Origin of the sequence: Vibrio tubiashii ATCC 19109, assembly GCF_000772105.1 — a bacterium.
GTDB classification, from domain to species: domain Bacteria; phylum Pseudomonadota; class Gammaproteobacteria; order Enterobacterales; family Vibrionaceae; genus Vibrio; species Vibrio tubiashii.
The window spans coordinates 2,353,914-2,366,737 of record NZ_CP009354.1; the positions used below are offsets into that span (position 1 = coordinate 2,353,914).

The following is a 12,824-nucleotide window of genomic DNA, read 5'->3' on the forward strand; positions in this document are numbered from 1 at the left end:
TGCTTGGTGAGCACGCCTCTTCTGCTAAGGGTTAGCTCCAAGTATAAATGATCAGGTAAATATTTATGGCGACCATAAAAAGAAAGTGGCACTAAAAGTGCCACTTATCTCATAAAAAATAAAGTCTTAAGCGTCTTTTCAACGTTAAGCTTTCAAAAGTTTTGCAATATGGGCTTTTAATACATCGATCGCGATGCGGTTTTTACCACCACGTGGAACAATAATGTCTGCGTATTGCTTTGAAGGCTCGATAAACTGCATAAACATAGGACGAACCGTTTCTTGGTACTGCTTCAGAACAGAGTCCATAGTACGGCCGCGCTCTTCAACATCACGTTTAACACGACGAAGCAGACAGATATCCAGTGGCGTGTCCATAAATACCGTCGCATGCATTAAGTCACGCAGACGTGGGTCAGTAAGCAGCAAAATACCTTCAAGAATAATGACTTTCTTCGGTGTCATTGTCGTTGTGTTGTCAGTTCGGGTGTGTTCTGTGTAGCTGTACTCAGGTACTTCTACCGCTTGTCCCTTAACTAACTGCTCTAGATGTTCACACAATAGATCATGGTCTAGTGCGCTTGGGTGGTCGTAGTTGGTTTTTACACGCTCGTCCATACTAAGATGGCCTTGATCGTTGTAGTAGCAATCTTCCGTAATCACACCAATTTGATGATCGCCCACTTTTTCACGTAGTTCATTGTAAATAGTGCTCGCGATTAAACTTTTTCCAGAAGCAGACGCGCCAGCAATACCTACGATGACGCATTGATTATTATCAGACATTATTCTTGCACCCGATGATTTAGATTGGTGTCATATGCTAATACTAGCAGTGCCTTTCGAAGTGAGACCTGCGTATTAGTATAAATTTAGATAAACCGCCTGATTATAGGGAGTTCAGCGATCGGTTGCCAGTCGCGATTGCCTTGATTTACTTAAATGGAATAAAAGATTTCAGCGCAATCGATTACACAGAATAAGAATAAAAAAGAGCGCTCATTAGGCGCTCTAATTGCAGTGCATAAAGGTGGTTATTCGACCATGGTAAACATGATCGAGTCTGGCTTAGCTTTCCCGTGCCAATACAACCTGGAGCTGACCGCTTCCGCCAAAGCAAGATATTGCTGAGCGTGTTCTGATTCTGGTCTCGCAGCAACCGTTGGAATGCCTTTATCGATATCTTCACGCATCTGAATATGAAGTGGAACTTGAGCCAAAAGGTCAAGGCCATATTCAGTAGCCATTTTCTCAGCACCACCCGCGCCAAAGATATGTTCTTTTTCACCACAATGACTGCAGATGTGATAGCTCATGTTTTCAACAAGACCAACGACAGGCACATCAACCTTGTTAAACATTGCCGCACCTTTACGTGCATCGGCTAAAGCCAAGTCTTGAGGCGTTGTCACGATGACCGCTCCGGTAACCGGAACTTGCTGAGCTAGCGTCAGTTGAATATCACCCGTGCCCGGTGGCATATCAATCACTAGGTAATCCAGTTCAGGCCACTCGGTTTCATTCAGCAGTTGAGCGAGCGCCTTAGCTGCCATCGGTCCACGCCAAATTGCCGCTTCATCTTTCGACACAAGGTAGCCGATAGAATGGGTATAAATCCCATGGGCCGCTATAGGCTGCATCCATTTGTTATCGCGAACTTCAGGTTGTGCATTGGTTTGGCCAAGCATCAGTGGCACTGAAGGACCATAAATATCGGCGTCCAATAACCCTACTTTAGCTCCGGACTTTGACAAGGCCAGTGCTAAGTTAACCGAGGTTGTCGACTTGCCGACCCCACCTTTTGCTGACGTCACCGCAATAACGTTCTTAACCCCTTTAACTGTTGCAGAAACATGGGTTTCGAGAGGTTTCGGCGCAACTACAATTTTGTACGAAAATGAAGCAACCTCACCTTTGCTTTGGGAAGCCTCAATCCAGTCAGCCAAATCCTGAGTTAACGTATTGGCTGCAAAAGGAATTTCAATAGTAAACTGATTGGCTTCAACTGAAACAAAGTTTGCCGTAAACGCCCAATCTGGGGCGAGGCTTGGGTGCTCAAATTGATTTAACCAATCACAGAAATCTTGCTTTGAAGTGAACTGACGCATAGGTCCTCCTTATGCATCTAATCGTAACACTCCACCAGCCGATACTGAACCCTGAAAAAACTAAGGTATTCCAGTCGTTCCGTCTTGGAGTCACTAGTCTGATGAGGTAGTATTACTCTCTATTTTTTATACATCATTAGAAGCGAATATTAAGTATGGCGACTGATCCAAGAAAACTACTGGTCACTTGTGCCCTTCCGTACGCTAACGGTTCGATTCACCTAGGTCATATGCTTGAGCATATTCAAGCTGATATCTGGGTTCGCTACCAACGCCTACGTGGCAACACTGTAAACTTCATCTGTGCTGACGATGCTCACGGCACGCCAATCATGCTAAAAGCACAACAGATGGGAATTACGCCAGAAGAGATGATCGCTGCAGTAAGTGAAGAGCACCAAAAAGACTTCGCTGGCTTCGATATTAGCTTCGATAACTACCACAGCACGCACTCTGAAGAGAACCGCGAGCTGGCTTCGCACATCTACCTTGAACTTAAGAAAAATGGCTTCATTTCTAGCCGTACAATTTCTCAGCTGTTTGACCCTGAGAAAGAGATGTTCCTACCGGATCGTTTCGTAAAAGGTACGTGTCCTAAGTGTAAGTCAGAAGATCAATACGGCGACAACTGTGATAGCTGTGGTGAAACGTACAGCCCAACTGAACTGATTGAACCTAAATCAGCAGTCTCTGGCGCGACGCCAGTAATGAAAGATTCTGAGCACTTCTTCTTCGATCTACCTCAGTTTGAAAGCATGCTTCAAGAGTGGACACGCTCTGGCTCACTTCAAGCTGAAACGGCAAACAAGATGCAAGAGTGGTTTGAGTCAGGCCTTCAGCAGTGGGATATCTCTCGTGATGCGCCTTACTTCGGCTTCGAGATCCCAGGTGAAAAAGACAAATTCTTCTACGTATGGCTAGACGCACCTGTTGGTTACATGGCTTCATTCAAGAACCTATGTAACAAAACTGAAGGTCTAGATTTCGACGAATACTGGAAGAAAGACAGTACCACTGAGCTTTACCACTTCATTGGTAAAGACATTGTTTACTTCCACTCACTATTCTGGCCTGCAATGCTAGAAGGTGCTGGATTCCGTAAGCCAAACAACGTATTCGTCCACGGCTACGTAACCGTAAACGGCGCGAAGATGTCTAAGTCGAAAGGCACATTCATCAAGGCAGCGACTTACCTAGATCACCTAGATCCAGAATGTCTACGCTACTACTACGCGGCAAAACTAAACAGCCGTATCGATGACCTAGACCTTAACCTTGAAGACTTCACTCAGCGCGTAAACGCTGACGTGGTAAACAAGATTGTTAACCTAGCCTCTCGTAACGCTGGCTTCATCACTAAGCGTTTTGAAGGCAAGCTATCTGCAGAATTCGCAGAGCCTGAACTTTACAACGAGTTCGCTGCTGCCGCTGATCGTATCGCAGAGCTTTTTGAGACTCGTGAGTTTGGTCGTGCAATCCGTGAGATCACTGCACTAGCAGACAAAGCGAACCAATACGTTGATGAGAAAGCACCGTGGGTTGTAGCAAAAGAAGAAGGTAAAGACCAAGAACTGCAAGATATCTGTTCTGTGGGTATTAACCTATTCCGCGTTCTGATGACTTACCTAAAACCAGTGATGCCAGAGCTTGCTGCGCGTACTGAAGCATTCTTAAACGAAGAGCTGACTTGGGAAGGCATTGCTGCGCCACTAACTGATCACGAAATCACTAAGTTCAAAGCGTTATTCAACCGTATCGATCCGAAGAAGGTTGAAGCTATGGTTGAAGCATCTAAAGAAGATGCAGCAGCAGAAGTTGCAGCGAAAGAAAAAGCTGAAGCTGAAAAGAACAAAGCGAGCCAAACGGAGTTAGATAAAGATCCAATCGCAGACGAGATTGAGTTTGACGCTTTCGCAGCCGTTGATATGCGTATCGCACGTATCATCTCTTGTGAAGAAGTGCCAAAAGCAAACAAGCTGCTTAAGTTCCAACTCGACATCGGTGGCGAAACTCGTCAGGTATTCTCTGGCATTAAGTCAGCGTACAAACCTGAAGAGCTAGAAGGCAAGCTAACGGTAATGGTAGCAAACCTTAAGCCGCGTAAGATGAAGTTTGGTATGTCTGAAGGCATGATCCTAGCAGCTGGCCCGGGTGGTAGCGACCTATGGATTCTTGAGCCGCACGAAGGCGCACAGCCAGGTATGCGTGTAATGTAAAAAGCATTACGCTTATCGAAAGCCCCGCTGATTCAGCGGGGCTTTTTTGTGTTCTTCTTCACACTTTCAGTGCTATCTTGCACCAGTTAAGTTCATATGCGTGAACACTAAAAACATAAACCATTGAATTGTATATGGATTATTTTTGGCATCAAACCTGCTCTACCACTTTATAGGTAATCCATAACAAGGAGTTGGTTATGTTTGTGCTCATTTCAATCATCATTTCATTCGTCGTGCTAGCGACTTTATTCTACTTTTCCAAAAAGCGTCATTCAGGTTTAGAAAGAAAGTTTGAGATTTTAATCCTGCTGCGCCAGTTACTGCTACTGAGTCGTCAACACAGGGCAATCACCCATCAGGCGTTGACCAATCACCACTTTGACATGCACCAGAGTCAGCTAGAAGAAAGCTATGACGCTATGATGGAACGTTCGAATGAACTCATTGCCAGCGCTCAGTTTGAAAACAAGCCTATGTACCGGATTCTGCAATTGAAGCTGAAAAAGCTACACAAGGAATGGGATCAGCGGACCGTGGCTCGTAATCAGGTGATTCATGGTAAAACCATCAGACACTGTATGTTCTTAATGGATGAAATTGCCATTGCTTGGTTGATCGAGTCAGGGCGAGAAGATATCAGCGATGAGTACCATATGAATTGGCAGCAGGTACTCGATAGCATGGAGGTACTTACCCAACTAAGAATTTCGATTCAGGACCTCCACTATCCGGAAGGTATGCTGAGAGTTAAATACTATTGCGATAAAACTAGGCGCAAGCTTAATCAGCTATCACTCATCAGTCCGCTGTCTATTGCTTCGCCAATAAGCTCAAAGGCAATGCATTCACTTTCAGAAATTAATGCTAGCGACGACATTTTAATGACGAATGAAGAGCTTTATCAGCTCACGACAGATATTTCACTGATCATTTCGCAAGTCTACGATCAGATGCTGTCAGATATGACAGAAAGCTTGTATCAGCCGTTACCTAAAGTCGCCCTAGCATAAAGAAAATCATCAGTTGAAATGGGCACTCTCTAAGTGCCCTTAACTAAACTGTTGAGCCTATAGACATGTCATTTGCTCAAGGACGTTTTATTTCTATCACCGATAGCGCTTATTTGCTAAAGTCGCGTTCGACAATATCCGGTCAACCTTGACCCTAGTTAAAAAGAGCAGATCCAGTGACTAACAATGAAATCTTGCGTCGTATCCAGCATTCGCTAAATCTAAAAAACAGCCAAATTATTAAAGCTTTTGAGCAAGCAGACTTCGCAGTTGCTCCAAACCAAGTGAATGACTGGCTGAAAGCCGACTCTGACAAGTCAGTCTCTAAAATGAAAGATAAGGAACTGGCGCTTTTTCTCAATGGTTTTATCAACCTGAAACGCGGCAAAAAGGACGGTGAACAGCCTAAGCCAGAACAGAAGCTAACCAACAACATGATCTTCATGAAATTACGAATTGCGTTGAACATGAAAGCTGAAGATGTTTTGGATGTGCTTGAAGTCGTTGGTATTAGCCTGAGTAAGTATGAAATCGGTGCTTACTTCCGTAAACCAAACAATAAGAACTACAAGGCGTGTGAAGACCAAATGCTCTGTGATTTCTTAAATGGCGTACAGTTCACCAACCGTCCTGATTCTGAAGAGTTTATCGCCTAGCTATAAATGCTAAGCGCACAAAAAAACCTCAATCTTATGATTGAGGTTTTTAGTATCTAAGGCCGTTCTTTTAAAGAAGGCGAATTGTTAAAGCATTTTACGTGCTGCTTCAACTACCACTTTAATAGAGCGTGCTTCTGTCTCTTTTAGCGTAGAGTGGTCTGGAATCTCTTTCTGTGTACGGTTGATAATAACACCTGCTACACAGCCAGCTTTAAGACCTGAGCTCGCACACATAGTCAGTAGCGTTGCAGACTCCATTTCGAAGTTTAGAACGCCCATGTCTTGCCACTCTTGCATAGAACCTTGGAAACGCTTAACAACACGACCAGAGAAGGTATCGTAACGCTCTTGACCTGGGTAGAAAGTGTCACTTGATGCCGTAACACCCATGTGAACGGTTGCACCAGACTCTTCTACTGCCGCTTTCATAGCTGTTGCCACTTCAAAGTCTGCCACAGCTGGGAACTCCATTGGAGCAAAGTGCAGGCTCGCGCCATCTAGACGAACCGAACCCGTCGATACGATCATATCACCGACATTTACGTGTGGTTGAATCGCACCTGTAGTACCAACGCGTAGGAAAGTACGAACACCAAGCTGCGCCAGTTCTTCTACTGCAATTGAAGTAGAAGGGCCGCCGATACCTGTTGAACAAACAACAACTGGCTTGCCGTCTAGTTCAGCACGGTAAAGCGTGTATTCGCGGTGACTTGCTAGGAATACTGGGTTTTCCATTTCTTCTGCAATCTTTTGTACACGCGCAGGGTCACCTGGAATGATCGCTAGTGTTGCGCCAGCAAGATCAGATTCAGTAACACCAAGGTGGAATACAGCTTGAGACATAGGGGGCTCCTTATTGTGGCGTAGTTGGGTTGTACATTAAACAACCGATACGCTCTATAAAATTCATCGGGTACAGGACATACTCTAGCGAACTCCTTGAAGCATTAGAGTGATCACCTTCACAACAACAACCGCAACAAACATCACCATTGCACATAAAAACGGTTTACATCACACTTTTACGCAATATAAACTCATTAGTTGCATAAAAAACAGCCCCTACATCAACAATGCAGGGGCTTTTTACTGGGTAGATTTATCTAATCTTGCTTTGACTTAAATTTCAGCAGTCTTAATGCATTGAGAGTCACAATGGCAGTCGCCCCACTGTCAGCCAACACCGCAACCCAAAGTCCAGTAATACCTAACAAACTCGTTACCAAGAACACGCCTTTCAAGCCAAGCGCGAGAGCAATATTCTGGCGAATGTTGTTCAAGGTAGCCCGCGAAAGCTCTATCATTCCAGCAAGTTCAATCAGGCGATTGTGGGTAATCGCTGCATCAGCGGTTTCTAACGCGACGTCAGTACCACCTCCCATCGCAATACCAATGCTTGAGGCTTTCATTGCAGGCGCATCATTGATGCCATCACCGACCATGGCCACATTACCGTTTGCAGAAAGTTGCTCGACATAGCTGACTTTATCTTGGGGAAGCAGACTCGCCTTATAGTCGATGCCAATCATAGAACTGATGGCTAGCGCGCTGCGCGGATTATCTCCAGTGAGCATAATCGAGTGAATACCCAACTCATTAAGCGCTTTCACTGCTTTGGCAGAATCGTCACGCAGAGTATCTTGCCACGCGACCAGACCGATCGCTTTATGCTTCGCTTCGATAGCAACGACAACCGTCTTTCCTTGACCTTCGAGTTGCTCAATAGTCTCAACCAAAGCACTAGGTAACGTGATATCCACTTTACTTGGTGCGCTCACCTGATACTCAACACCTGATACCACACCGCGCACACCACTCCCAACCAGAGCTTGCTTGTCTTCTGCCTCAACAATCTCTAACTCAAGTTGTTTGGCTTTGTTCACTAGCGATACCGCCAGTGGATGGCTTGAACCTACTTCAATGGCGGCAACTTTTTCCAATAGCGACTGCTCTGTCCAGCCCTCTAACGCAATAATGTCAGTGACTTCAGGTTTGCCTTTGGTTAGCGTTCCTGTTTTATCAAAAGCTATGGTTTCAACGCGGCCTAGCTGCTCTAACGCTGCGCCACCTTTAATCAGAGCTCCTCGACGAGCGGCAGCGGCTAAGCCAGAAGTGATCGCGGCTGGCGTAGAAATCACTAGTGCACAAGGACAAGCAATCAGAAGCAGTGCCAGGCCACGATAAACCCAAGTTTCCCAAGGCTGAGCAAACAACAATGGCGGCGTAATGATCACCAGTAGTGACACCAGCATCATCAAAGGCGTATACCAGCGGCTAAATTTATCCAGAAAACGTTCTAATGGCGCTTTACGAGATTCTGCTTCTTCGATCAAATGGAGAATACGATCGATGGCATTCTCGCCCTGCTTTGAAGTAATGGTGAATCTCACCACTTTATCGACCGCCACGGCGCCTGCCATGACTGAGTCACCTTGATAACGTTCAACAGGTATCGACTCACCTGTGAGGGCACTTTCATCAAAGCTCGCTACATCACCGATAAGCTTACCGTCAGCCGGTAATCTTGCGCCCGGTGAAACTTCAATGACATCACCAGGGTGTAGCTCACTTGCCGAGACTTCAACGCGCTGACCGTCAACGATTTTAATCGCATTTTCAGGAACCAACTCCATTAATGCTTGGACACCACTACGGGCACGTGAAGCAGCAAAGGCTTCTAATCGTTCACCAATGAGGAACAATAGCAACACCATTGCGGCCTCTACGGTTTCTCCCAAATAGAGCGCCCCAAGTGCTGCAACACTCATCAAGGTTTCTATCGCAAAAGGCGTCCCTGAACGCGCAAGGCTGATGGCTTTTTTACCTATGGGGTATAGTCCCGCCAAGCAGGTAATGACAAACATCCATTCACTAATTTGTGGAAGTGCTGGTTTAATCGCAGCGGCGATCGCCATAGCAGAAGCAATAGCGATAATCTGCGCATTCTGTTGAAGCACAGACTTCCAACCTGTGGATACTTGTTTTGAAGACTTTGAATTAGGGCTAGTAAAGGTAAATCCAGTATCAAGAATTGTTTGTTCGACTAACTGGGCAACACCAACATTATCAGAAGTGATTATGAGTTTTTCGGTTGCAAAAAGGACTTTAGCCTCAACAATGCCATCGACTCGATTAACGGCTGTTTCCACCTTTCGAGCACAGGCTGGGCAATCCATTCCCTCAATTTTCCAACTTTGGGTGTAACGCGCAGAGGAACTGGGCTCGCCCTCTTCGTCAGCAGGGTCTGCACCACTACTGCAACTATTTGAGCTACAACAACTCGACTCGGCACTGGCAACCTCTGCCATTTTAATGGTTGAGATTTTAGGGCTAGCGCAAGAGCCTGATTGAGAAGGGTTAGCCGCGACTTTGTCTGAGCGGCATGCTTGATGTTTAGTGCACATATGTTTATCTCCATTCACTGTACACTATGAGTGTAAACCTTGGAGCCTACTCCAAGGTCAAACTTTTTCTGCCGTTTGTTGCGAAATTTCTGTTGTTGAAGCGACGTCATCAATCAATACCGCATCATGACTACAGAAAGGCTGGCTGTTTACGCTGGTAATCGAAGGATCTGAGGCTTCATGCTCAAGGCAACTTGAACGCATCAAGTCCGAAATATGCTTACGCAGCACAACAATCGCAATCAAACCGAATACCACGGTACCAATTGCCTGACCGTAAAGCACCCCAAGAGCGCCAAACCAAAACGCCCCTAAATGAACAAAGGGTAAAGTGCCTAATGTTGCTTTGCCTAAGTTCAGTGCCGTTGAGTACAGCGGCTTACCTAGATTGTTGAACGAGGTATTGGCAACGAAATGCGCACCGTTGAAAATAAAGCTCACCGCGACATAGGTACAAAACGCCGCAACGATTACTTGTGCATCACCGTTTAGGCTGAACATACGAATAATCAAATCTTGAGCGAAGTAGAGAATGATACAAACAACGATGGTGTAAAGAGTTGTGACAATTAAAGAGTTATTGAGTGTCTCTTTAACTCGATCCATACGCTCTGCGCCGTAGTTCTGACCGATGATCGGCCCAACTGCCCCTGAAAGTGCAAAAATTACCGCAAAACAGACTGGTGTGAGTCGACCTATCACTGCAAACCCAGCAACATAGTTCTCACCGAATTGGGCAATAGCTGAGGTAACAATCGCATTACCAATTGGCGTTGCAATATTGGTGATAATTGCGGGTATCGCAATGGCGATAATAATCTTCAGGTTGCTTAACCACACTGCGTAGTTAAATCTCGCGGCGAGTTTGTGTACACGGATAAGTGGGTAGATTGAGAAAAACAGCACAGTAAAGCGAGCAAATACAGACGCAAGTGCTGCACCTTCTACATTCCAACCAAAACCGAAGATGAATATTGGATCTAGAATCGCATTAACAATGCCACCAGCCAGTGTTGCCCACATCGAACGCTTTGCATCGCCCGCGGCACGTAACCCCGCCCCCGCAGCCATAGCGACTGCGATAACAGGGCCGCTAGGTAAGATTATTCTTAAGTAGGCTTCTGCTCTCTCAGCGGCGACACCATGCGCACCGATGGCTTGAAGCAGCTCTGGAATATAGGCAAACATCACCGCCGCGACTATTACACTGATCGTCACCGCAGTGAACATAATACTTGTACTCAGTTCACGCGCATGTTGCTGTTGCTTGGCACCAATGGCTTTAGATACCAGCGCCCCCATTGCAATAGAAGTACCGATCGAGATGGAGGTTGAAAAGAAAACTAACGTTCCTGCAAAGCCTACCGCAGCGGCGAGTTCCACTTGCCCCAGCATACTGATAAACAACATGTCGATAAGGTCGACCACAAATAGTGCCATTAGACCAACCGACCCTGCCCCCGACATAACCAAAATATGTCGCATGGTTGATCCTTCAACAAATTTGGCACTTTGTTCAGACATTCAGCTCTCCTGTTAGGCTTTGCGCTTAGCAACAAAAAAGAAGAGGTGCTCATTTGCACCTCTTACCTGTTTAGCAAATCAATATGTCACACCGGATGCTTAAAGCAATCTTCGATATTTTTACCAATAGCACGCAAAACATCTCTACGTGTGATGATTCCTACTAGCTTACCGGAGTCAATCACAGGATAAACTTTTGGTCGGCCTACTTTCATCATCTCTGCAAGTTCAATAATCGAGGTCTCTGAGGTAACTGACAGCACTTCTGGATGCATACAGTCCGAGACGATATGGGTGTCTTGGCAGTAATAGCTGACCTTGAGGAGTTTATCGAGCAAGTCCTGACCAGAGAGGAAACCAATCACTTCCTTTTTGTCGTTGAGAACCGGACCACCCAAATATTTTGAGTTCATAACCTTATCTAAAGCGGCACTGAGCGACATCTCCGGCGTAAAGGTTACCGCTTGCAATGTCATATAGTCTTTTACTTTCAATGATTCCATCTGTGTCTCCTTAACGTGCAAGCTACGCTGCATATATTGTAATTGTTGTCTAATTTCTTGATTTTACTAAATGGAAAACAACAATTTTTACAATAGGTGCTGACTATCACGTTTCACAAACCCTCACTAATCGCATTGAGCCTTAGCATCACGATTCGCTAACCAACTACTAAACAATGAAACACTAAAAGGCACACAATACGTCAGACAAGCCTTGAGCCAGTTTACGCTTGAGGTTCCAAAAATGGCGTCATATTGATTGATGATATTGAGCAAGGTTCCCACCACCAAGGCAATGATGATGGCTCTTTTAAACACGATGTAATTCATCTTTCATCCTTTAGTGACATGCGTTCCAAGATTAACTGTCTAAACTATAAGTAGTTGCATCATAAAATACGCGGGGGATAAGACGTGAACTCTACTTTTTCAGCTCAGATCGCCAATAACCCAGATATGATGCACGTGGTGTTTGAATCACTCCCAGAACCGACATTTCTTATCGACAAGTCAGGTACCTATGTTGAAGCTTGGGGTGGAAGGGATAAAAAACGTCATCATGATCCTGCCGCAGTGGTCGGTCTCAATCAGTACCAAGTGCTTCCAGCAGACAAAGCTATTTGGTTTAGCCAAATTATTGTTGACGTCATTGACAGCCAAACCGCCTCCGAACTTGAATACAGTTTAGACCCAAAAGATTTACGCTGCTTTGATGGCGTTGAAGGTCCTCAACAAGTGCAACACTTTAGTGCGCTTGTGATCCCATTGCCGAATACTTCATTAGTGCTATGGACAGTCAGAAACATCACTGAATATAAAAGGGCTTTGGATAAACTGGCTATCCAGCAGCTAGAGCTCGAAAGACTGACTTACATCGACCATCTCACCCAAATGTATAACCGTTACGCGTTAGACGTACTTTTGCCTGAGGCGATTGAACTGGCAAAGCTAAAGCTAATTGGTTCAGCTGTATTGATGATCGATATTGACTGTTTTAAGCAATACAACGACAGTTATGGTCATTTGAAAGGTGATAAAGCACTTGAAGCACTAAGCCGTGCAATTCGGGCTTGGGCAAAAAATGATGATCTCTGCTTCCGTTACGGAGGGGATGAGTTTTTGGTGTTTATGCCCAACGTGGCGGAGTGCGAAAGTATCGATCGTGCAGAGTTACTGCAAGAGGTGGTAAAACAACTGGCAATCCCTCACCCTTCCTCTTCCGTCGGCTCGCAATTTTCAATCACAATAGGCATTCGCCACTGTCACTTAGTTCCACAAGATATGGACGCAGAAAGATTTATCTCGATAGCGGACAAAGCACTCTTCTACGCCAAAGGGCGTCAGCGTGGCTCAATTCACCAACTAACAGACAATGAAAAAAGCTCCTGTTGATAGGA

At 45.4% G+C, this 12,824-nt stretch carries 11 protein-coding genes; 4 read left to right on the forward strand and 7 right to left on the reverse strand.

Translation table 11 applies throughout. The features are described 5' to 3' along the window. Positions 1-144: 144 nt before the first annotated feature. Entirely contained in the window at positions 145-786 is a 642-nt protein-coding gene (gene udk, locus IX91_RS10590; protein WP_004748444.1) for a uridine kinase, read from the reverse strand. Positions 787-1,034: 248 nt separating this feature from the next. Further along, positions 1,035-2,108: an iron-sulfur cluster carrier protein ApbC gene (apbC, locus tag IX91_RS10595; RefSeq protein ID WP_004748443.1), complete on the reverse strand. Its 1,074-nt coding sequence runs from the start codon at positions 2,106-2,108 to the stop codon at positions 1,035-1,037. 155 nt (positions 2,109-2,263) lie between these two features. On the opposite strand from apbC, the gene metG reads away from it, so the two are divergent. The 3 genes from metG to IX91_RS10610 all read left to right on the forward strand — a co-directional run bounded on the left by metG (position 2,264) and on the right by IX91_RS10610 (position 5,993). Further along, a complete protein-coding gene (gene metG, locus IX91_RS10600; RefSeq protein WP_004748441.1) occupies positions 2,264-4,324 on the forward strand; it encodes a methionine--tRNA ligase in 2,061 nt (686 codons plus the stop codon). A 200-nt stretch (positions 4,325-4,524) separates the two neighbouring features. Then, positions 4,525-5,337, forward strand: a complete 813-nt coding sequence (locus IX91_RS10605) for a hypothetical protein (RefSeq protein WP_004748438.1) — start codon at positions 4,525-4,527, stop codon at positions 5,335-5,337. 176 nt (positions 5,338-5,513) lie between these two features. Continuing rightward, on the forward strand, positions 5,514-5,993 hold the full coding sequence (locus IX91_RS10610; RefSeq protein WP_004748436.1) for a YehS family protein: 480 nt from the start codon (positions 5,514-5,516) through the stop codon (positions 5,991-5,993). An 87-nt stretch (positions 5,994-6,080) separates the two neighbouring features. Here IX91_RS10610 and udp read toward each other — a convergent pair whose 3' ends face one another. From udp to nrtS, 5 genes are all read right to left on the reverse strand, one after another. Then, a complete protein-coding gene (gene udp, locus IX91_RS10615; RefSeq protein WP_004748435.1) occupies positions 6,081-6,839 on the reverse strand; it encodes a uridine phosphorylase in 759 nt (252 codons plus the stop codon). Positions 6,840-7,099: 260 nt separating this feature from the next. Continuing rightward, complete coding sequence (locus IX91_RS10620; protein WP_004748433.1) at positions 7,100-9,400, reverse strand: zinc/cadmium/mercury/lead-transporting ATPase; 2,301 nt, start codon at positions 9,398-9,400, stop codon at positions 7,100-7,102. 57 nt (positions 9,401-9,457) lie between these two features. After that, on the reverse strand, positions 9,458-10,924 hold the full coding sequence (locus IX91_RS10625; RefSeq protein WP_004748432.1) for an MATE family efflux transporter: 1,467 nt from the start codon (positions 10,922-10,924) through the stop codon (positions 9,458-9,460). Positions 10,925-11,010: 86 nt separating this feature from the next. Continuing rightward, positions 11,011-11,427: a CBS domain-containing protein gene (locus IX91_RS10630; protein WP_004748430.1), complete on the reverse strand. Its 417-nt coding sequence runs from the start codon at positions 11,425-11,427 to the stop codon at positions 11,011-11,013. Between the two features lie 126 nt (positions 11,428-11,553). Continuing rightward, the gene (nrtS, locus tag IX91_RS10635; protein WP_004748429.1) at positions 11,554-11,757 is read right to left on the reverse strand and encodes a nitrate/nitrite transporter NrtS; all 204 of its coding nucleotides are present in this window, start codon (positions 11,755-11,757) and stop codon (positions 11,554-11,556) included. An 84-nt stretch (positions 11,758-11,841) separates the two neighbouring features. Between nrtS and IX91_RS10640 the strand changes: the two genes are divergently transcribed. Beyond that, positions 11,842-12,819, forward strand: coding sequence for a sensor domain-containing diguanylate cyclase (locus IX91_RS10640; protein WP_004748426.1), 978 nt, complete (start codon positions 11,842-11,844; stop codon positions 12,817-12,819). Positions 12,820-12,824 lie beyond the last annotated feature (5 nt).

What these genes read in the sequence shown, in the direction of transcription:
- metG (WP_004748441.1), top strand. Translation starts at nt 2,264, where the DNA reads ATGGCGACTGATCCAAGAAAACTACTGGTCACTTGTGCCCTTCCGTAC.
- udk (WP_004748444.1), bottom strand. Translation starts at nt 786, where the DNA reads ATGTCTGATAATAATCAATGCGTCATCGTAGGTATTGCTGGCGCGTCT.
- IX91_RS10605 (WP_004748438.1), top strand. Translation starts at nt 4,525, where the DNA reads ATGTTTGTGCTCATTTCAATCATCATTTCATTCGTCGTGCTAGCGACT.
- IX91_RS10620 (WP_004748433.1), bottom strand. Translation starts at nt 9,400, where the DNA reads ATGTGCACTAAACATCAAGCATGCCGCTCAGACAAAGTCGCGGCTAAC.
- IX91_RS10625 (WP_004748432.1), bottom strand. Translation starts at nt 10,924, where the DNA reads ATGTCTGAACAAAGTGCCAAATTTGTTGAAGGATCAACCATGCGACAT.
- apbC (WP_004748443.1), bottom strand. Translation starts at nt 2,108, where the DNA reads ATGCGTCAGTTCACTTCAAAGCAAGATTTCTGTGATTGGTTAAATCAA.
- nrtS (WP_004748429.1), bottom strand. Translation starts at nt 11,757, where the DNA reads ATGAATTACATCGTGTTTAAAAGAGCCATCATCATTGCCTTGGTGGTG.
- udp (WP_004748435.1), bottom strand. Translation starts at nt 6,839, where the DNA reads ATGTCTCAAGCTGTATTCCACCTTGGTGTTACTGAATCTGATCTTGCT.
- IX91_RS10630 (WP_004748430.1), bottom strand. Translation starts at nt 11,427, where the DNA reads ATGGAATCATTGAAAGTAAAAGACTATATGACATTGCAAGCGGTAACC.